This window comes from Leptospiraceae bacterium, assembly GCA_016708435.1.
Taxonomy (GTDB): Bacteria; Spirochaetota; Leptospiria; order Leptospirales; family Leptospiraceae; genus UBA2033.
The window spans coordinates 560,537-579,298 of the sequence record JADJFV010000001.1 but is presented as its reverse complement, the minus strand read 5'-3'; the positions used below and the strand labels follow the sequence as shown (position 1 = coordinate 579,298).

The window sequence follows — 18,762 nt, the reverse complement described above, 5'->3', positions numbered from 1 at the left end:
TCAGCGGGAAGATTTTCAGGCAGATTCACAATTTTTAATTTGCATTCTGCCTGAATTTGTACAGCATTTTTTATTTTGAATTAGAAAAAATTATCGCTTTGTGTTTTTTCCTTGTGTCAATACCGGAAAGTAACCAGATTAACTCTTTCTTCGTAATATTTATATTTTTATTAGGGTTAAATGGAAAGTTGCCTTTCTCAAGTCGCTTCATCCACATACAAAAACCATTTCCATCCCAGTAGATTATTTTAATTAACCTCTGTGAACGACCACAGAATACAAATAAATTCTTTTCAAACGGATCCAAATTCATTCCATTTTGAACAAGACCAATTAGCCCATTCCATGATTTCCTCATGTCAATATACTGCGGGTAAAGACAAATTTTGAATTGAAAGGGATTTGTTAATATCATAATCGTATCCTCAAACTGATTTCGAATTCCCAATTCTCTAAAATCCGTAATTCAAAATAGTTTCCAATTTCCCCTTCCTCTTCTTGTATTTGAATTGGATTCCAGTCTATACTTCTTTCACTTGTCCTCTGTTGCCAATTCATAAAGGTTTGGTAACGTATTCCATTCTGTCTGCAATACTCAGCCTTGCTTAGCCCGCTAATTGCACAATCAGCCATGTGTTCATCTTTTGTTTTTTTATTTTCCATCCTTACACTTTAGCATATTCTAATACTTTTGGAAGGTGGGGTTAAATTAGCGGATACTAATAGAAGAGGAAAGAGTAACTTAGGTGTATCCGCAGGTAATTCTTATTACAGATTAAAAGACTTGCGAATTACTTTTAAACGAATTTATAATAATACTGAGATTGGTTGAGGTCTGAAATGAGCAAACAAGAACTTTTAGAGAAAACATCTTTCTATTTAGAAAAACTAACAGATGATAAATTAGAAGAAATATTTCATTACGTTGAATTTATGTATTTTCGAAATAAAAAGCGATGGGGGGACGAACCCACCGTTAGGTGTAAACCCCACCCTCAGCGCTGGGAACGCTGGCACTCACCTTGCGTAAGGTGAGTTAATAAATTTAAAAGATTTATGTTTATGCTCAGAAGATGCAAAAATGATTCAAGCAAGGGCAGGCTGATAGGTTTAAGCGCTCGGATATCAATTATTAAAAACACAGGATACTGATGTTTATCCATCGAAAGAGCCAAATCCAGAGAGAAAGCAAAATGAAAAACTGCACACACAAGATGGTCCTAGTGAATCTGATTTAAAGCCAAACGCTCTTACACCGCCGAAGCTTCCGAAAGGTTATACAAAGCTTTTAAATTAAGAAGCTCGATTTTATTTTTTTCTATTTTTATCCAATTTCTATCTTTGAAATCTGCTAAGGCTCTAATTAAGGTTTCTGTTGTTGTTCCGATGCAGGTAGCCATTACTTCACGGGTTACGTTGATATTTAATTCGGGGTCGTCGCTACCTGCAGCTCCGTGAAAAGTAATTAGTAGTTCAGCGAGTCTGCTGTGGATTTGTTTTGTGCCCATAGAGTGAACATGGTTTTCCATTTCTTTCCACTCTTCGGCTAGATATTTCATTACTTCAATTTGAAATTTTTCATCTGTCTTGATTAATCTTGTAATCGTTTCTTTGGGAATGTAGCATACTTCTACGTCTTCTAGGCAAACGGATGAGTGATTTGATTCTTCACCTGAGATAATATCTCGAAATCCAAGCCATTTACCTTTGCCCGCAATTTGAAAAGTTTGCTCTTTGCCTGCTCCGGAAGTCTTATAGGTTCTGACTAGTCCACTTTTATGCAATAGAAACCCATGATCTTTTCGCTTTCCTTAAAAATTACATCTTTTTTTTTGTAATGAAAAAATGATTTATTTCCAGAAATTTCATCCAAAGTTTCAGAGCCGACACATTTGAAAACTCCATGCTCTCTACTCGAACAATTTACACATTTAATCTTGTCTTCCATCCTAATCCTGCTGAAATGGCTGATAAGTGTTGAACAAGGACAGCCATTTTCTTTATTTATCTATACTTTGTCACCTTACAATTCTTATTAGCAATACCTATTTTTACCATATGACAAATATCATATTAGTTTGAAAGCAAAACTTATAAAATCACTTTGATTCTTTTCGATGAGAGAATAATTCGGTAAGCAAGGAGAAGGATATATATATGAATACAAACTCATCACCTGGTTCGAACGTTACTTCGAACAGCTCTGATACAAAATACAATGATTTCATTGTAAAAGCTTTTATCATTTCCGCCTTTGTATGGGGTATTGCCGCCATGCTAATCGGTGTGATTGTTGCTTTTCAATTGGTTTTTCCGCAGTTGAACTATCTGCAATATTTTAGCTTTGGACGATTACGTCCATTGCATACAAATGCGGCAATTTTTGGATTTGCTTTGAGTGCAATTTTTGCCACCGGTTACCATTCAGCCCAAAGGCTTCTAAGAATTAGAATCTGGAGTGATAAACTCGCTATGGTTCATCTTTTTCTATATAACTTAACTATACTTGGTGCAGCGATTACACTGCCATTGGGTTTAAGTCAAGCAAAAGAGTATGCTGAATTAGAATGGCCTTTGGACTTATTAATTGTAATTTGGTATGTAATTTTCTTTGTAAACTACCTGATGACAATTATTAAGCGCGAAGAAAAACAACTCTACGTTGCCATTTGGTTCTATATTGCATCTTTCGTGACTGTTCCAATTCTTTTCATCGTGAACAATCTGGCTATTCCAGTGGGATTATTTAAATCTTATTCTGTCTTTTCTGGGGTATTTGATGCAAACATTCAATGGTGGTATGGGCACAATGCGGTTGCGTTCGTTCTCACAACTCCATTCTTAGGTTTGATGTATTACTATTTTCCTAAGCACATCAAACAACCAATTTACAGTCACAAACTTTCCATTATTCACTTTTGGAGTTTAATATTCTTGTATATATGGGCAGGTCCGCATCATCTACTTTTTTCTCCTTTACCAGACTGGTTACAGACCACAGGTATGGTATTTAGTATAATGCTCTGGATGCCTTCTTGGGGTGGTATGTTGAACGGATTCTTGACGCTGACGGCGGCGAAAGAAAAAATCAAAACAGATGCTACTCTGAAAATGATGCTTGTGGGAATTACCTTTTATGGTATGTCCACTTTTGAAGGACCGCTTCTTTCTATTCGTGCAGTTAGTGCACTTGGTCATAATACAGATTGGATTGTTGGACACGTTCACAGTGGAACTCTAGGTTGGGTAGGATTTATGTCAATGGCGGCTTTTTATTACCTAGTTCCTAGAATGTGGAACACAAATCTATATTCTGAAAAATTGGCGAATACTCACTTCTGGTTAGGGACAATTGGTATTCTACTTTATATCGTTTCAATGTGGGTATCTGGTATTACGGAAGGGGTTATGTGGCGTGCAGTTACCGATAAAGGATTTTTACAATATCCAAACTGGGTAGAAATCACTGCTTTATTAAAACCGTATAGACTTATGCGTGCCGTTGGTGGATTGCTCTTTTTAGTGGGATTCATTATTCAGGTATATAACTTGGTCAAGACAATTGGAACTGCAGGTAGCGGATTCAAAGAAGTAGACCTAAGAGTGAAAGGTTAAGGAGGTTTATCATGATGCAAAAATTTTTTGATTGGTTTTCTGATATTTCAGAAGAATGGGATTTGAATGGAATAAAGTTCACAATCTACGCAACCATTGCCGTTTTAATCGGTGGTTTATTTGAATTAGTTCCTCCTTTCTTTTTAACACAAACCGTTGTTCCTATTTCTGCTGTAAAGCCTTACACTGCAATTGAATTGGCGGGAAGGGACATTTATCAAGCGGAAGGATGCAACAACTGTCATACTCAAATGATTCGTCCCTTTAAATGGGAAGTAGATCGTTTTGATCCTAAGAAAGTTTATGGCAAAGATGGATATTCTAAAGGTGGAGAGTATGTATATGATCACCCTTTCCTTTGGGGATCCAAAAGAACAGGTCCAGATTTAGCGCATGAATCCCAAATTCAAGACTCTGTAGAATGGCATAAGCGTCACTTGATTAACCCACGTGAGACTTCTCCTGGTTCTATCATGCCTTCTTATGAATGGTTGTTTGATGCAGATGCTACAATTAACCCTGATTCTATTAGAAGCCATATGCAAGGTCTTGCAAAAGTTGGGGTTCCTTATTCCCAAGCTGACTATGATTCAGTTGAATCCTTGGTAGCGGGAAAAACGAAAGGGGATGCTTTAATCGCTTACCTTTTAAAACTCGGACGTGATACTGCAAACTTGCAGGAAAGCGTTAAATAGGAACCTACTATGGAAGATCAAGTAATGAGTGCGCTCATGATTTATAAAGCTCTTAGGCTTCCCGTCATGATAGTGGCAGTTTGCTATATTACGTATTACTTGTATAGTAAGAAGAGAAGAGAATTGGTAGAAACTCCAAAATATAGAATGTTAGATGAGGACTAGATATGGATCATAATAAAGAATTTGATGGTATCCAACAAGCGGATAATCCGATGCCAGAATGGTGGAAACTTTTTTTCGGACTTGCAATTATTTTTGCAATAGTTTACCCCATTTACTTTCATTGGTTTTCAGATTGGAAAATGGAAGATAATTTCAGAAAGGAAGTTGCTGAGCATGAAACTAAATTTCCTGAAGCAAAAGTGCTTGTGAGTGCAGATGGATCTAATCCACTCCGAGATAAGGTAGATGCAATTGAAGAAGGAAAGAAAAACTTCCAAAGCATTTGTGCTGCTTGTCATGGACCAGAAGCAAAAGGATTAGTTGGACCAAACCTTACAGACAATGAATGGATTCACGGCAATAACGATGCTGTGATCTATGCGCTTGTTATGGAAGGCATTCCTGCTGAGAAAACAAAAACAGGTAGAGGACCAATGCCTCCACACAAAGCATCTCTTGGCTCGGAAAGAGTCTATCAAGTCTTAGCTTGGCTTGCTAGCATCAATCCGGATTTAAAGAAGTAGAAGTAAAAATTAAGGAACAAACAAATGGTAATCTCCAGACATATTACAGGGGCAATTAGAAATAAGAGGTATGTAGTAGAAGCGATCTTAGGTTTGATTTATATCGTCATTCCTTGGCTCTCTTGGGCGGGTAAGCCCTTAATGCGTCTGGATATTCCAGCAAGAAAATTTCACCTTCTGGGTGGTATTTTTATCCCTCAAGAAGGAATTTTCTTGCACTTGTTTTTAATCACAGCAGGTCTGTCACTCTTCTTCTTTACTTCCCTTATAGGAAGAGTATGGTGTGGTTGGGCTTGCCCGCAGACCGTTTTTACCGATTTTTTTGATATAATCGGTCGATTTATTTTAGGAAGCAAATACGGCAAGAAAGATGCTAGTCCAATAGGAAAGTTTCTATTATACTTTGCTTGGATTGTTTTCTCTTTCTTTGCTGCCTTTCATATAGTAGCTTATTTCAATGATCCCGTTGAAATGATTACTCAATTAATGAATTTTGATTTAAAGGACAAAAGTTTTCCATACTTTTGGACATTTTTCGCTATGGCGTTATACATTGATATGACCGTAGTGAGAGAGCAGTTTTGTAAATATGCATGTCCGTATGCTAGATTTCAAACTGTAATGATGGATGGGCATTCTTATAATATAACATATGATTTTAAACGAGGAGAGCCTCGTAGAAATAAAAAAGAAAAAATTGGAGATTGCACGGCATGTAATATGTGCCTTGTGGTTTGTCCTACTGGTATTGATATTCGCGATGGATTGAATCTTGGATGTATCGCCTGCGGTAAATGCGTTGATGCCTGCACAATCCAAATGGGAAAAGAAAATAAAAAATCACTTATTAACTATGATTCTCTGAATAGAATTGAGAAAAATGAAAAGATAAAATGGATTCGACCCCGCACAGTTATTTATGCAATTCTTATTACAGCAACTCTTACGACAGCGGCTGTATTGTTAAAAAATCGAGTTCCCATTTATGCAAGTGTAATTCCTGAAAGAAGTTTGGAGCCAATGATTGTTCCCGGACAACAAGTTCGTAATTTCTATAATATGAACCTTCGCAACATGACTTACGAAGACAGAGAATTAAAAATGGAAATCGTTGACAGTGAAAAGTTACACCCGGTTATCCACACAGGAAAAGAAGGGGCTACTGTTAATGTTCCTGCTAATGGTAGTGCTCAACTAAGAATTTTCATTGAAACTAAAAATTTACCTAAAGCAGAAAAACCTTCTTCCACATTTCAGATTATTATGAATATTGAAGATGTAAATAATCCATCTTATAAAATAACAAAAACTTTACCTTTGAGGTTACCTAATGACCCAACCATCCAATGAGCAAAAACCAAAGCCATCTGAAGGTGGTAATAGTGTCAGATTCCTTTTTACTATTTTAGGTCTTGCATTTGCAGCTTTGATTATTGCTACCTGGCATACCATTAATGTTGCCATGGCGGGGCATGAGCCTGTGATAGATAAGAACTATTACGAAAAAGGGATGGACTATGAAAAGGAAATTGCAAAGAGTAAACAGTTGCAAGTAGAGGGTTATAGATTTGAATCTATTCTTTTGCAAGCAGGATCAAATCTAACAAAAGCAAAGCAAGAAGTTCAAGTAAAGCTCATTCAAAAAGATGCGCCTGTTAATGATGCAAAACTTTTCCTTACTAGAGAAAGAACTGCAACGAACAAATATACTGAGAAAACAGAACTCATATTTGATAAAGATGGAGTTTATAAAGCAAATCTCGAATTTCCCTTTGATGGATCTTGGCAGGTTACTTTAACCGCTGACCTTAAAGGACGAATATTTGAAAAGGCTTATATGGTTCTTGTTAAATGATAAAAAGCCTGCTGAAAGATTCTAAATCTACAGATACCAACTCTGGTAATGAAAAAGTAGAATCTTTGGCAGTTGAGTTAGATCATTGCTATCATTGCCATAATCCAATTCCAAAAAATATAATTGTTTCCTCAACAGTTGACAATGAGCAGAGATATTTTTGCTGCACAGGTTGTCAGACTGTAAGTGAGCTTATCACTGCGATGGGGAAAGATTATTTTTATAATCTTCGCGGATCTTCTAACCTTGACCCAATCGTATCCTATAAAGGGGAAGAGGCTGATAATCTAGATAGCGAACTTACATATACAGAGTTTGTTACCGGAAAGGATATAAACCATTCCGAAGTTTATATTAATGTAACCAACATTCACTGCTCAGCCTGTGTTTGGTTAAATGAAAAAGTATTATCCGAAACAAAGGGCATTCAAAAGGTTCGAATTAATTTTTCTACAGGTAGAGCACATATCGTTTGGGATGACTCCGTATTGAAGTTGTCTCAAATTTTTTCCATTATTCAAAGCATTGGATATATACCAAAACTGTATGCCCCTTGGAAAAAGGAAAAGGCAAATAATAATTATGCGACAGATTTGTTAACTCGTATGGTTGTAGCTGCTTTCTCGTTTGGAAGCATTATGGCGTTTACAGTTTCATTGTATGCTGGATATTTTTCTGGCATTGATTCAGGTTTTAAAAGATTATTCCATTTCTACTCTTGGCTCCTAGCCACGCCCGTGTATATATACTCGGGCGTCCCTTTTTTTCGCGGTGCCTATTATGGACTAAAAAACAAAACTCTAAATATGGACTTCCTTTTAACTCTAGGAATTTCACTTGCTTACTTTTATAGTGTTTATGTAACTTTGAGCGACAAGGGAGAGGTTTACTTTGATTCTATCTGCACTATTTTTTTATTTATTCTAATTGGAAAATATCTTGAGGCAGTGTCTAGAAATATTGCCAATAGGAAAATCAACAGTCTACTCAGTAAACTTCCTGAACTTTGCACAGTCATTGAAGACGGTGTAGAAAAGAAAGTATCTGCTAGCCAAGTAAAAAGAGAAGACTTAATTATAGTTAAAGCGGGAGAACGACTCTCCGTTGATGGAATCCTAGAATCAGAGCAAGCACACGTAGACGAATCCTTCTTAACCGGTGAATCAAAACCGGTTACTAAGATGAAAGGCGAACGAGTTTTTGCAGGCTCATTGTCTATTTCAAGTGGAATTTATTTGAGAGTATTAAACTCAAGTCAGAATTCTACTCTTTCAGTCTTGCAGAGAATGATTGAAGATGCACTCTTAGAAAAACCTTCTATCCAAAGAAAGACTGATAAGATCGCAACTAAGTTTATTTCAGTTGTCTTATTTACTTCTTCTGCATCTTTCGTTGGTTGGATGCTCTATTCCTCTAACTTTGAATTTTCTCTTATCAGCGCAATATCTGTGTTAATCGTTGCTTGTCCTTGCGCTCTAGGTCTTGCAATACCTTCTACTCTTGTAATTAACAATATTATTAATTCCGAAAAAGGAATCATCTTAAAAAATCTTGATATCATTGAGCCTTTATCGAAGTTAGACACCTTAATCTTTGATAAGACAGGAACTTTGACCGAAGGAAGTTTAAAAGTTACAGAAGAATCTTTTAAGCATTCAGCATTGACTAAAAATTTAATTTATGCAATAGAAAAGAAGTCTATTCATCCTATCGCAAAATCTATAGTAACCGCATTTGATGAAACCGATGATTCATTTAAGAAACAGACAGAGTTTCAAGTTGTAGAAATAAATGAAGTTCAAGGTTCAGGAATTATTGGGATGATTAAACACAAGAATAAAGATTATCGTATATGCTTGGGCAATCTCAATTTTATAGCAACGCAAACTAAGTCTCCCAAACAAGTTCTCGAAAGTGCCAGGGAAAACGATAAATCTGGAACTTATATTCATATAAGTATAGACAATGATTATACGGGTTTTTTACTTTTAAATGATACTCCTCGCTTAGGAGTCAAAGAAGAAATTATCAAACTGAAAAAAATAGTTAAGGATATACAGTTATTATCCGGAGATGAAATTAGTAATGTAAAACGAATTTCTGATGAATTAGGAATTGAAAAGTTTCAAGGGGAATTGAAGCCGGATGAAAAATTAAATTTCTTAACTACCCTACAGGCAGAAAATAAAATTGTTGCAATGGTAGGAGATGGAATTAATGATGCAGGCATTTTAGCAAAATCTAATGTTGGAATATCATTAGAACTTGCATCGGATATTTCCATTGACAAGGCTGATATTATTCTAATGAAGAATGATCTTAAAGGTGTGAGACTGGCTATTGGTTACGCAAAATTAACCTCTCGCACGATAAAACAAAACATTGGAATTTCGCTTTTATACAATTCAATTATGTTGCCCTTAGCCGCATTTGGTCTCATGCAGCCTGTTTATTGTGCACTATTTATGACACTCAGTTCTTTGACCGTAGTGGCAAATTCTTTTCTATTAAAATTATACGCAAGGAAGGTTTAAAATGGAAGCTTTATTTTTAACAATTGCAATCGCATTTATAATAGCATTATCTGGATTAGTTATCTTCTTAGTTTCTGTTAAGAATGGGCAGTTTGAAGACATCGAGGCACCTAAGTATAGAATTCTTTTTGACGATGAAAAGGAAATAAAAAATGAGTTATGAAATCATTTTCATCTCTTCCTTTATATATGGTATAAGTAGTTCCTTTCATTGTATTACGATGTGCGGTCCGTTTGTTGGGATGCTCAACATCATCGGCGAATCAAAGTTAATCACAAACGTAGTTTATAATTTTGGACGTTTTACTTCTTATACACTGATGGGTTTCTTAATGGGTTTCTTGGGATTTAGTTTAAATTTATCCGGAGAGGTAGCGAGAATTCAAAATGTATCCGTTATTCTCTCGACTCTGTTTATACTTATAACTGGCATTGCTCTTATTATGAATAAGAAATTAATTCCAGATAGTGGAGCAAATAAGATAATCAAAAAAATCTTTTTTCCGTTTATCGAGTTTATGAGAAAATCAACTCATACTATTTTATTTTCTTTTGTGTTTGGAATGTTTACTGGATTGTTGCCTTGTGCGATTCTATATCCTGCTTTCGCTATGGCACTTGCTACCGGTAATCCGTTATTAGGCGGAATCTCAATGAGTTCTTTCTTTCTTGGAACCCTTCCAGGGCTTTTACTTTTCGGTCTCGGTTTTCATAGGATTAAGTCTTATGTTTTAAAAGATTATGCCTCTCTTGTCGGGATTGGGATAATCATTATCGGTCTTAGCACTGTATACTTTCGTATGAACCATAATCATTCATCTCATAGTATTTCTAGTCCAATTATAAACGGAGAAATAGATGCAGAAAAAAAAGTGGATGATGTGGATCACCATCACAACTAAGCCGGCTATAGACTATTAACTACTTCGATGGCAGATAAAAGTGCTGCCTCCATACTACCATTATGATTTCCTAATTGCTCACCTGCAAAGTGGATTCGCCCGTGATTACGTTTTAAAATTGACTTAACATCATAGGTTCCTGTCGAATAAACAGAAATAGCCCCTTCGATATAGGGTTCGTTTTGCCAGGCTTTCAATTGAATCTTTTCTAGTTTTAATGTAGAAAGTAATTCTATATTCTCTAAGCTATTTTTAATAAAAGTATTTTGGAACTCAGAAGATATTCTTGAACTTACATCAGCACGATCACCTGTAGCAACTAACGTAAGTATTCCTTTGTTTAATGCTTTGTTCTTGTTGCCCGAATAAATGCTCTGAAAAGTTCCGTCACTTTGCACATGAAGTTTATCTCGAACATAATCAGTGCCCTTATAAATCACAAATCCTTTTGTCATTCTACTTAAGCGGGATTGAAGGATTGCAAGTTTTTTGTCTTTTGGGAGTTCAGGTAAGAATTTAATCGAGCCAAGTTGTGTAGATGGAATGGCTAAGATACAAACATCTGAGGCAATTTCTTTTCCTAATTTTGTTTTCAGCTTAACGCTGTTAGCAGTATCCTCAACAGAAATGATTGGATCGGCTATTAAAAAATTAATTCCTTTGAGTTTATTTTTCAAAGATTCAATGATTCTATCAGAACCAGCTTGCACTTTGTATTGAAATGGAAATCCATTTTCGTGAAATTCAAAAATACCAATTGCTTTTTCTGCGGATACCATGCGTATACTTTCTCCAAAGAGTGCACTGTATTTCATTTCGAGTAGATAAAGCTCATCTTCGGTTACGCCCTGGTATTTTAAAAAAGAATAAATGTCTAGTTTATCCAATCCTTGTTTTTTTTCGGGAGACATTTTTTCGTAGAGGGAAAGAACCCTTCTTAAGATTTCTTTTGTTTCTGGATTCTGTTTTACTAAATTTGATTCTATGAATTTATCCCCAATAAGAATATCTTTTGCAGTTACGTAGGCTTTCAATTCAATTTCTAATTCTTTGCAAAGGCTTTTGATTGTAGAGTGGTTTTCTTGAATCCATTCGCCTCCTAGTTCTGCAGTTAATTTTGATTCGTCGTCAGTAATAGATAGAATTCGTCCACCAATTCTATTTTTTGCTTCGATGATTGTTACTTCATAGCCTGCATTTTTTAAAAGATAGGCGCTATAGAGTCCTGAGAGACCTGCTCCTACTATGGCTACTTTCTTTATAGCAGCACCACTAGCCTTTTTTTCCGATGGCAAAGTTTGAGCGAATGTTTTGCTTAAAGCGGTTACTGCCGTTATTCCCACCGCCGCTTTTTTTAAAAAATTTGATCGATTTAATTTCATGATATTGTTTCCTAAAAGTCCATAGTTGATTTTATAAATAATTGCCTATCGTGGTTAGAGTATGCAACGATTGTTGGAGATCCGCTTAGTAGTTGAGAGTTATATTTTTCTTTTGTAGAAATATCTCCAAATGGATCTACATAAGTTCTTTCTCTGAGTCCCTCGTTATCGTATTGGATAAGTTCTGAACCACCAATAGCAAAGCGGACTGAATCAGAATAATTATATTCCACAAAAAAAGATTTTCGCACAAATTTCTTTCTATCTGCTACAGGGGTAAATACTCCGTTAACCCCTCTTCCAGTCTCTCCTCTGATTACAAACTGAAAATCTGCAAATCCAAAACCTATCCATGCGTAGAATGCCCGATCTTTTAAATCTGATTGATACACAGGCATTGTATTTTGGTTGAGTTTATCAATCGTAATTCCTCTGTATTGTTTTTTCCAGAGAACGCCGACTCCTAGATTTATATTATTTGCGAATAAGAATGTGTATTCACCCCCAAGTGATTCACTGTGTTGTGCTCGGAGATCTCTTTCCTTTTTTGTTTTAAGATTATTGTCAGAAGCAAGGCAATTTGTTTTTCCTTCTTGGCATTCATCACCAGCAGCACCAATAACGTTACCCGCTCTACCTAATACATGAAAACCCATCTTGAATTTTTCGAATTGGGGCTCGAAAGAAAAACGGCTAACAGCATCATATCCGCTAGAGTTGGTATTTTGCATATCTCTATATCCTTCTCCATTTACCACTCCTACATGAAGGTTAAAGCTTTTTACCTTCATGAGAAATGAACCGCCTAAGTCTGCGGGTTGTGAAGAAAATCCAAGTGATTCAAGTGGTGCTCTGTCAACATAGCGCCATTTCCAATATCCATTCCATTGAGTATAAACATGTGGTAGTTCATGAATTCCAAATATAAAAGAAAGATTAAATATTCCGACATCGATATTTTTCTTTACGCTTGCTCGACGGATTCCAAGTATATAAGCATTCGCCTTAGAGTTATTATCCGCTGTTGTGTCCGAGGTAACGACACTAGAGCGAAGAATTTCTCCCCAGAACTCTACTGTAACTTTTTTATCTTCCCATTCTTTGCTTACCATAAACAAAGTCCATGGCATAGAAAATCCAGTGCGATCATCTTTCTTTGCATTGGATGTTCCTGAAGAAGAGTCTCGTAGTCTGTATCCAAAGGAAGGAGATACTACAGCTCCTACTTTTAGCCCAAAGTAAGCATCCGGCAAATCATCCTTAGTCGTAACTACTTTCTCAGCAAAAATAGAATTAACTGTTATAAGAAAGAATAGATAAAAAAGTATGCACTGTTTATTTTTCATTGTGTTTTATAGTTTAAAACTGAATCGGAGCGCCTACTAAAAAAAAACGAATGATATAATAAACTAAGAATCCCGCAGGACCAAACATCAATGTAAAGAATAAGCAAGGCAGAAGTATGAAATGAGACATTCCATTTTGAATAGAGTCTCTCCATATCCATGTTCCAACAAATAAATCGAAGACTAAATAATGCACCCATCCAGCAAGAAGAGCGTTCTTATTGCGAAATAATTTTGCGACACCATCAAGCGTTGAAAATCCGCCACTTGCTTTTCCTATGCTCATACCTATGTAGAAAATATAAACGAAAGCGAGTAAGGCAGGAAATACATAAGAGTTTACTATTTTTTCTGTGACACTCCATCTAGGTAAGATCGCCATTAAAATCCAAGGGATAAGCACGATAGTATTTGCAATTTTAAAAACTTGATCGGGGGTCATAAAAAATCCTTTCTTTATTCTTAGGTTATGCATGTAAGGAATAGGGATTAAAATAAACTACTTTTTAACATCCGAGGAGAAATCATGAAAAATATTGCACACAGGGGATTTAGCGGCAAATATCCCGAAAATACTAAAGTCGCTTTTGCGAAGGCTATAGAATTAGGTGCTGACATGATTGAGTTAGATGTAACTCTTTCCCGTGATAGAGTTCCCGTTGTTATTCATGATGACATGGTTGATCGAACAAGTGACGGGAAAGGCAAAGTAAGAAATCTTACTTTAGATAAATTACGAATATTGGATTTTGGCTCATGGCGGAGTGCAAAGTTTTCAGACCAGAGAATTTCAACATTGGAAGAAGTCTTACAACAAATTAAAAAATCCAAGATTGGTTTAAATATAGAAATTAAATCGTCTGCCTTTGAAAAAAAAAATTCTGACTCTTGCATCGAGTCACAAACATTGCAGCTCATTCAAAAGTATAAGCTTTTTAACAGAATCGTAATCTCTTCCTTTGAACCAAGAGTTCTCACGCGACTGCGAGAGTTATCCGCTAAAGTAAAGCTCGCTTATCTAATCGAGCCAAATTTTAAAAAAATAAAACTAGATCCAATTTCTTTCGTGAATAAAGTCAAAGCAGTATCGCTTAATATGCATAAGTCGCAAGTGGAAACAGAAATTTTTAAAAAAGCATCTGTTGCGCATATTCCTGTCTATGTATATACAGTTAATACGATACGCGAAATGCGTGAAATGAATTTATTTGGTGTCGCAGGCGTTTTTACTAATTATCCTGATAAATTAAAAAAAATAAAGGCAAAGATATAATAACTCAATCGTTAAAGAGTAATGCTCCGTAATTAACGTCACTCTTTATAATTATAAGAATAACGAGTATTAAGCGTTTTTTTAAACTTTGAATAATTTCTGATTGCTATAATGGTAAATTTAAAATAGTATACGCTTTTATGAAATCATTGAAAGCTCTTTGGAATAGGATTACTAATATTGGTATTACCCCTGAATTACACGAGAAAGATGCAAAGTATGTTCGTTTAACAAATGCACTTGTGGTGATAGTTGGAATCTGGCTCTTCTCGCTTATACCGCCAATATTAATTTATTATCCTTCTAGCAAATATATTGTATTCAATTCGATTTTCTTTCCGCTCATCTGGATTCTTGTTTTGTATTTTAATCATAAACATTGGTATATCTTTGCGAAACTTTTTTATTCTTATACGGCTATGCTCTGTGTTGCGAGTAACTCTTTACAAACTGGAAGGGAATCCGACAATCACCTGTTTTTATTGTTAATCAGTGTAATGGCATTTTATACTTATCCGCCGAACCAATTAAAATATATTACAAGAGTTTCGCTCTCAGCGCTTGTTTTATTTGTAGGAATTGAAATATATTTAACAAACAAAGGTCCAATCATTCAAGCACCGCCAGAGTTTTTTCAATTAGGCAGACTGATTACGTTAGTTGCACTATGCATTTTGATTTATGTTGTAACATTGTATAACTACAACTCTCTCCACAAAGCCCAGGACTTATTGGAAATCGAACATCAAAAATCAGAAACGCTACTTCTAAATATTCTTCCGCCCGTAATTGCAGATAGACTTAAAGCAAGTAGTGCAGTCATTGCCGATAGAACAAATGAGGCTACTATCTTGTTTGCCGACGTTGTGGGTTTCACCGTATTATCCCAAACTATGGAGCCAGAAAAATTAGTTGCCCTGTTAAATGATTTGTTTACCGAGTTTGACTCAATTACAAAAGCCTACAATTTGGAAAAAATTAAAACGATAGGCGATGCGTATATGGTTGCTGGAGGAATTCCAGAAGCAAGACGAGACCACTGTGAAGCAGTAGCGTTATGCGCTTTAGAAATGCAATCCATCATGCGTAAAGGAATTTCCAGAGAATTAAAAGACTTCAAAGTTCGAATTGGAATTCATACCGGTCCTGTCGTAGCTGGCGTAATCGGAAAAAGTAAATTTATTTACGATCTCTGGGGTGATAGTGTAAACACAGCTAGCCGCATGGAATCGCACGGTGTGGAAGATAAAATTCATGTTTCTAAAGAAGTTTATCTAAAACTCAAAGATAAATTTGAATTCGAAGATAAACGCGAAATCCAAGTAAAAGGAAAGGGGTTAATGGAGACTTACTTCTTGGTGAGGGAGAGGATTTAGGATGCCCTTTGCGGTTATTATATTAATTAGTTTACTGTTTTTCTTCATTCGATACATGTATGCGAAAGCAGATTTAGAAGCAATAAAGTTTATTGCTTTCGAGTTGGGGCTTGAATTTCAAAGCATAGATGAAGGCGGGATAAGTAGTTCTAAAGGTATTGATTTTGGTTTTAACAAACCTTCTAATTGGAAAATTTCTGGTAATTACGAGAACTCCTTTGTCGAAATTTCTGCCGAGACAAGAGGAAGTGGTAGAAGTCTGAGATCCTATATAATTATCTGTATGCTAGCTACTAACCCTTTGCCTTATAGAATTGAAATAAAAAGAAAAGGAATTATTGAAAAGTTATTTAAGAAAGTAATCAATCCCAAAGATATTTTAATTGGAGATGAGAAGTTTGATAATACATTTGCGGTTACTGGCAATAATCCTGAAGAGATTAGAAAGCTTTGTCTTAATGCGAGTGTTCAAAAGGTTATCTATAATCTAGTAAGAATCTCCGGCTTCATAATTCTGCAAGATGGTATTTATTATGAAGAGGAAGGCTTTATAACAAATCTTGATTTTTATACATTGACTTTATCTAGAATGAGCATGGCAGTCGATACTATTTATGGAAAAAAAAATAATTTAATCGAATAAACAAGAACACAATTTCATTTTAAAAGATTGACCAAATTTCATTTTTTACTAGACTAAGTAGTATGAGTTTACTATTTATTGCATCTTCGTTTCTGGCTATTTTTTCTGGGATATATTTAATGTATTCAGGAATGAGAAAAATGCAAAAGTCTGATTTAAAAAATATTCAAACGAAGCTAGATGAATTAGATAGAAAACAAATCCAAGATCATAACCTCTTAGAAGAACTAGCTTCTCGAAAATAACCTATGAGTGGAAAATTACTATTCCTACTTGGCGCATTATGGGTTTCATGCGCGATTACGCTACTTGCGACTTATCAACCATTCAAGGAATTTGTTGAGCCTTTTATGATGATTCTTGGGATTACTGGTTTCCTTTTAAGCCTGTATGAATTTTTTCAGAGAGATTAATCCTACTTATCCTCTTTCACGAACTCACCGAATATCCAACCTTGATTATCTGGAGAGTCACATCCACCATACCAACCAGTCTGAACATAAGCATAATACCAATAATTTTCCCATTTTTGAACTTTTTGTTTTTCTTTGGTTTTAAAAAGAAGAACAAGCTGTGTATTTTTGGGAATGAATGGTTTTGACTCGGGCGCTCCTCCGATTTCCGTGCTACAATTAAAAGACTTAGAGTTTACATCTGGCTTTGCTCTCAGTTTTGCATCATCTGTGGTTACTCCCGATTTTCCAGAAAGAGAAATAACCTGGTTTCCCTCAAAACTTGTTTCTACATTCGAGGGGGTAATGGCAAATGGACTCCAATACTTTTCATGTTGACCACATTGTAAATAATATTGATAGTAAACCGGTTGTGATTCTTTTTTGTAATCACATACGATCTCTTCTTTATCGGAACCACAATCTTTGACTTGTTGGATTCCTTTTTTTAATAAAACTTGATTTGGGCTTTTTAATTCATATTCGCCTATCCAGCCTTCCCCACAACCCTCTCCCGAAAATTCAATCTTGTATTTATTTCCTTGCTCAAAAGAAATTGCATACCCGAATTTACTATACGGATTTGACTCCCAGGAAGCACCGATAAGATTTTTTTCAGAGAGAGCCGAATAGTCAGTATCCACCTTTCCTTTGCAACTAGTGAAAGCAAGCAGCAGGCAAATTAAAATTAGGGATTGTATGAATTGAATCATTGATTGATTACTCCTTTTACTCTTTTATAAAAAAGCAATAGTAAAATCAAATCATTTTTTAAAGTTTTAAATTTTGTTATTGTCTCTAGGATAAAATGTAAAATTAATTCTTATTAATGAATTTTCTTAAAAAAACTTGGATAAACGCGACATCTAAGTCAAAGGTAAGAGGCTAATGGAGACTTTTCTTTTGACGTATGGTATAAATACTGATAATTTAAGATTTACATATGATTAGCCGAAATAGGCTATAAATATAAGGAGTTAATTATGATTAGCTATCCAATTTCTTTTCATGGAGTAAGTGAAGCAAATTCTGGAATGCAAAATGTATGGACGGTTTCATCCTCAAATTTTGAAACTAGTTGTGCTGTTCCTAAAGAGTTTGAAGGATGCGGTGGAACTTTTAGTCCTGAAGATTTTTTTCTTCTTTCTCTTCAAAATTGTTTTATAGCAACGTTCAAAGTTTATGCCGAATATTCAAAATTAAATTTTGATAAGCTGCATGTCACAAGCGAATTAATCGTTGATAAAAATGACAACAATAAACCTGTGATGAAGACTCTGAAACTAAAAATTGAAATCACCAATCCCTCGGATCAAAGAAAGGCCGATATGTTAATAAAAAAAACGCTCGATAATGGTTTTATACTTCAATCAGTGAATACTGAGATTATACCTGAAATCAGCATTCGATAATTATATGAATCTAATAAAGCCTGAAATATTAGAGCTTATAATTAGTTTTGGACTATTCGTTCTGATCTGGATTATTCAGGTTCTGCACTATCCGAGCTTTATTTATTATGCCGAAGAAACTTTTCACAGTGCTATGATTTCTCATCAGAGAAATATTACCTTTATCGTATTGCCATTGATGTTGATGGAATTAATTCTTGCTTTTTTAATCTTTATAAAGCTTTCAATTCTATTTCTCTTATAAGTTTAATCCTTGTTATCCTCATTTGGCTTTCCACTTTTTTTATTCAAGTTCCAATTCATGAAAAATTACTTCAGGGTAAAGATATAATTCTAATATATAAATTAACCCAAACAAACTGGATAAGAACAATCTTATGGAGTATTAAATTTATTCTTCTCGGATTGTATTTCTTGCGTAATTAGCCTTCTTTTATTTTTCCCTCGATCCATTTAACACTGGACTTAATGGGGTATTTTCTTACAATTCGAATAGACATACAAAAGCTAAATTGGTTTTCGGTTCTTGTCATCCTGAGCGTGTCGAAGGATACTATTTCTATTGAGTATGGATTCGACAAGCTCACC

The 18,762-nt window shown here is 35.2% G+C and carries 23 protein-coding genes; 16 read left to right on the top strand and 7 right to left on the bottom strand.

Annotated features, from left to right (window positions below):
• Positions 1-70: 70 nt before the first annotated feature.
• From tnpB to IPH52_02820, 3 genes are all read right to left on the bottom strand, one after another.
• Positions 71-415 carry an IS66 family insertion sequence element accessory protein TnpB gene (tnpB, locus tag IPH52_02830; protein MBK7053977.1) on the bottom strand — a complete coding sequence of 115 codons (345 nt, stop codon included), beginning with the start codon at positions 413-415 and terminating at the stop codon, positions 71-73.
• Positions 412-663: a hypothetical protein gene (locus IPH52_02825; GenBank protein MBK7053976.1), complete on the bottom strand. Its 252-nt coding sequence runs from the start codon at positions 661-663 to the stop codon at positions 412-414. Before IPH52_02825 ends, tnpB begins: the two co-directional genes overlap by 4 nt.
• Positions 664-1,250: 587 nt before the next feature.
• Positions 1,251-1,784: a Crp/Fnr family transcriptional regulator gene (locus tag IPH52_02820; protein ID MBK7053975.1), complete on the bottom strand. Its 534-nt coding sequence runs from the start codon at positions 1,782-1,784 to the stop codon at positions 1,251-1,253.
• A gap of 373 nt (positions 1,785-2,157) precedes the next feature.
• Here IPH52_02820 and ccoN point away from each other — a divergent pair, with 373 nt between their 5' ends.
• The 9 genes from ccoN to IPH52_02775 are packed head-to-tail and all read left to right on the top strand — an operon-like array spanning position 2,158 to position 10,290.
• Positions 2,158-3,615 carry a cytochrome-c oxidase, cbb3-type subunit I gene (ccoN, locus tag IPH52_02815; GenBank protein ID MBK7053974.1) on the top strand — a complete coding sequence of 486 codons (1,458 nt, stop codon included), beginning with the start codon at positions 2,158-2,160 and terminating at the stop codon, positions 3,613-3,615.
• Positions 3,616-3,626: 11 nt separating this feature from the next.
• A complete protein-coding gene (locus IPH52_02810) occupies positions 3,627-4,310 on the top strand; it encodes a cbb3-type cytochrome c oxidase subunit II (GenBank protein MBK7053973.1) in 684 nt (227 codons plus the stop codon).
• Positions 4,311-4,334: 24 nt separating this feature from the next.
• Complete coding sequence (locus IPH52_02805; GenBank protein MBK7053972.1) at positions 4,335-4,475, top strand: cbb3-type cytochrome c oxidase subunit 3; 141 nt, start codon at positions 4,335-4,337, stop codon at positions 4,473-4,475.
• Between the two features lie 2 nt (positions 4,476-4,477).
• On the top strand, positions 4,478-4,999 hold the full coding sequence (locus tag IPH52_02800) for a c-type cytochrome (protein ID MBK7053971.1): 522 nt from the start codon (positions 4,478-4,480) through the stop codon (positions 4,997-4,999).
• Positions 5,000-5,023: 24 nt separating this feature from the next.
• Positions 5,024-6,349 carry a cytochrome c oxidase accessory protein CcoG gene (gene ccoG, locus IPH52_02795; protein ID MBK7053970.1) on the top strand — a complete coding sequence of 442 codons (1,326 nt, stop codon included), beginning with the start codon at positions 5,024-5,026 and terminating at the stop codon, positions 6,347-6,349.
• The gene (locus tag IPH52_02790; GenBank protein MBK7053969.1) at positions 6,330-6,854 is read left to right on the top strand and encodes a FixH family protein; all 525 of its coding nucleotides are present in this window, start codon (positions 6,330-6,332) and stop codon (positions 6,852-6,854) included. Before ccoG ends, IPH52_02790 begins: the two co-directional genes overlap by 20 nt.
• Positions 6,851-9,388 (top strand): heavy metal translocating P-type ATPase, encoded by a 2,538-nt coding sequence (locus IPH52_02785; GenBank protein ID MBK7053968.1) that lies wholly within the window; start codon positions 6,851-6,853, stop codon positions 9,386-9,388. The genes IPH52_02790 and IPH52_02785 overlap by 4 nt, the downstream gene beginning before the upstream one ends.
• A 1-nt stretch (position 9,389) precedes the next feature.
• Entirely contained in the window at positions 9,390-9,551 is a 162-nt protein-coding gene (gene ccoS / locus IPH52_02780) for a cbb3-type cytochrome oxidase assembly protein CcoS (GenBank protein ID MBK7053967.1), read from the top strand.
• Complete coding sequence (locus IPH52_02775) at positions 9,541-10,290, top strand: sulfite exporter TauE/SafE family protein (GenBank protein ID MBK7053966.1); 750 nt, start codon at positions 9,541-9,543, stop codon at positions 10,288-10,290. The genes ccoS and IPH52_02775 overlap by 11 nt, the downstream gene beginning before the upstream one ends.
• Positions 10,291-10,295: 5 nt before the next feature.
• Here the strand turns inward: IPH52_02775 and IPH52_02770 are convergent, their stop codons facing one another.
• The 3 genes from IPH52_02770 to IPH52_02760 are packed head-to-tail and all read right to left on the bottom strand — an operon-like array spanning position 10,296 to position 13,493.
• Positions 10,296-11,672 (bottom strand): FAD-dependent oxidoreductase, encoded by a 1,377-nt coding sequence (locus IPH52_02770; protein MBK7053965.1) that lies wholly within the window; start codon positions 11,670-11,672, stop codon positions 10,296-10,298.
• Between the two features lie 11 nt (positions 11,673-11,683).
• Positions 11,684-13,018, bottom strand: a complete 1,335-nt coding sequence (locus IPH52_02765; GenBank protein ID MBK7053964.1) for a hypothetical protein — start codon at positions 13,016-13,018, stop codon at positions 11,684-11,686.
• Positions 13,019-13,031: 13 nt separating this feature from the next.
• Positions 13,032-13,493, bottom strand: a complete 462-nt coding sequence (locus tag IPH52_02760; protein ID MBK7053963.1) for a DUF4281 domain-containing protein — start codon at positions 13,491-13,493, stop codon at positions 13,032-13,034.
• Between the two features lie 51 nt (positions 13,494-13,544).
• Between IPH52_02760 and IPH52_02755 the strand changes: the two genes are divergently transcribed.
• From IPH52_02755 to IPH52_02735, 5 genes are all read left to right on the top strand, one after another.
• The gene (locus IPH52_02755; GenBank protein MBK7053962.1) at positions 13,545-14,291 is read left to right on the top strand and encodes a glycerophosphodiester phosphodiesterase; all 747 of its coding nucleotides are present in this window, start codon (positions 13,545-13,547) and stop codon (positions 14,289-14,291) included.
• Between the two features lie 140 nt (positions 14,292-14,431).
• Positions 14,432-15,667 carry an adenylate/guanylate cyclase domain-containing protein gene (locus tag IPH52_02750; protein ID MBK7053961.1) on the top strand — a complete coding sequence of 412 codons (1,236 nt, stop codon included), beginning with the start codon at positions 14,432-14,434 and terminating at the stop codon, positions 15,665-15,667.
• A gap of 1 nt (position 15,668) precedes the next feature.
• The gene (locus tag IPH52_02745) at positions 15,669-16,310 is read left to right on the top strand and encodes a hypothetical protein (GenBank protein ID MBK7053960.1); all 642 of its coding nucleotides are present in this window, start codon (positions 15,669-15,671) and stop codon (positions 16,308-16,310) included.
• A gap of 62 nt (positions 16,311-16,372) precedes the next feature.
• Complete coding sequence (locus IPH52_02740) at positions 16,373-16,555, top strand: hypothetical protein (GenBank protein ID MBK7053959.1); 183 nt, start codon at positions 16,373-16,375, stop codon at positions 16,553-16,555.
• A gap of 3 nt (positions 16,556-16,558) precedes the next feature.
• Entirely contained in the window at positions 16,559-16,723 is a 165-nt protein-coding gene (locus tag IPH52_02735; protein MBK7053958.1) for a hypothetical protein, read from the top strand.
• Between the two features lie 2 nt (positions 16,724-16,725).
• Here IPH52_02735 and IPH52_02730 read toward each other — a convergent pair whose 3' ends face one another.
• Entirely contained in the window at positions 16,726-17,475 is a 750-nt protein-coding gene (locus IPH52_02730) for a hypothetical protein (GenBank protein ID MBK7053957.1), read from the bottom strand.
• 270 nt (positions 17,476-17,745) lie between these two features.
• On the opposite strand from IPH52_02730, the gene IPH52_02725 reads away from it, so the two are divergent.
• Both IPH52_02725 and IPH52_02720 read left to right on the top strand, forming a co-directional pair.
• Complete coding sequence (locus IPH52_02725; GenBank protein ID MBK7053956.1) at positions 17,746-18,174, top strand: OsmC family protein; 429 nt, start codon at positions 17,746-17,748, stop codon at positions 18,172-18,174.
• A gap of 4 nt (positions 18,175-18,178) precedes the next feature.
• A complete protein-coding gene (locus tag IPH52_02720; protein MBK7053955.1) occupies positions 18,179-18,418 on the top strand; it encodes a hypothetical protein in 240 nt (79 codons plus the stop codon).
• Positions 18,419-18,762: the final 344 nt, after the last annotated feature.

What these genes read in the sequence shown, in the direction of transcription:
- tnpB (MBK7053977.1), bottom strand. Translation starts at nt 415, where the DNA reads ATGATATTAACAAATCCCTTTCAATTCAAAATTTGTCTTTACCCGCAG.
- IPH52_02825 (MBK7053976.1), bottom strand. Translation starts at nt 663, where the DNA reads ATGGAAAATAAAAAAACAAAAGATGAACACATGGCTGATTGTGCAATT.
- ccoN (MBK7053974.1), top strand. Translation starts at nt 2,158, where the DNA reads ATGAATACAAACTCATCACCTGGTTCGAACGTTACTTCGAACAGCTCT.
- IPH52_02810 (MBK7053973.1), top strand. Translation starts at nt 3,627, where the DNA reads ATGATGCAAAAATTTTTTGATTGGTTTTCTGATATTTCAGAAGAATGG.
- IPH52_02805 (MBK7053972.1), top strand. Translation starts at nt 4,335, where the DNA reads ATGAGTGCGCTCATGATTTATAAAGCTCTTAGGCTTCCCGTCATGATA.
- IPH52_02800 (MBK7053971.1), top strand. Translation starts at nt 4,478, where the DNA reads ATGGATCATAATAAAGAATTTGATGGTATCCAACAAGCGGATAATCCG.
- ccoG (MBK7053970.1), top strand. Translation starts at nt 5,024, where the DNA reads ATGGTAATCTCCAGACATATTACAGGGGCAATTAGAAATAAGAGGTAT.
- IPH52_02790 (MBK7053969.1), top strand. Translation starts at nt 6,330, where the DNA reads ATGACCCAACCATCCAATGAGCAAAAACCAAAGCCATCTGAAGGTGGT.
- IPH52_02785 (MBK7053968.1), top strand. Translation starts at nt 6,851, where the DNA reads ATGATAAAAAGCCTGCTGAAAGATTCTAAATCTACAGATACCAACTCT.
- ccoS (MBK7053967.1), top strand. Translation starts at nt 9,390, where the DNA reads ATGGAAGCTTTATTTTTAACAATTGCAATCGCATTTATAATAGCATTA.
- IPH52_02775 (MBK7053966.1), top strand. Translation starts at nt 9,541, where the DNA reads ATGAGTTATGAAATCATTTTCATCTCTTCCTTTATATATGGTATAAGT.
- IPH52_02770 (MBK7053965.1), bottom strand. Translation starts at nt 11,672, where the DNA reads ATGAAATTAAATCGATCAAATTTTTTAAAAAAAGCGGCGGTGGGAATA.
- IPH52_02765 (MBK7053964.1), bottom strand. Translation starts at nt 13,018, where the DNA reads ATGAAAAATAAACAGTGCATACTTTTTTATCTATTCTTTCTTATAACA.
- IPH52_02760 (MBK7053963.1), bottom strand. Translation starts at nt 13,493, where the DNA reads ATGCATAACCTAAGAATAAAGAAAGGATTTTTTATGACCCCCGATCAA.
- IPH52_02755 (MBK7053962.1), top strand. Translation starts at nt 13,545, where the DNA reads ATGAAAAATATTGCACACAGGGGATTTAGCGGCAAATATCCCGAAAAT.
- IPH52_02750 (MBK7053961.1), top strand. Translation starts at nt 14,432, where the DNA reads ATGAAATCATTGAAAGCTCTTTGGAATAGGATTACTAATATTGGTATT.
- IPH52_02745 (MBK7053960.1), top strand. Translation starts at nt 15,669, where the DNA reads ATGCCCTTTGCGGTTATTATATTAATTAGTTTACTGTTTTTCTTCATT.
- IPH52_02740 (MBK7053959.1), top strand. Translation starts at nt 16,373, where the DNA reads ATGAGTTTACTATTTATTGCATCTTCGTTTCTGGCTATTTTTTCTGGG.
- IPH52_02735 (MBK7053958.1), top strand. Translation starts at nt 16,559, where the DNA reads ATGAGTGGAAAATTACTATTCCTACTTGGCGCATTATGGGTTTCATGC.
- IPH52_02730 (MBK7053957.1), bottom strand. Translation starts at nt 17,475, where the DNA reads ATGATTCAATTCATACAATCCCTAATTTTAATTTGCCTGCTGCTTGCT.
- IPH52_02725 (MBK7053956.1), top strand. Translation starts at nt 17,746, where the DNA reads ATGATTAGCTATCCAATTTCTTTTCATGGAGTAAGTGAAGCAAATTCT.
- IPH52_02720 (MBK7053955.1), top strand. Translation starts at nt 18,179, where the DNA reads ATGAATCTAATAAAGCCTGAAATATTAGAGCTTATAATTAGTTTTGGA.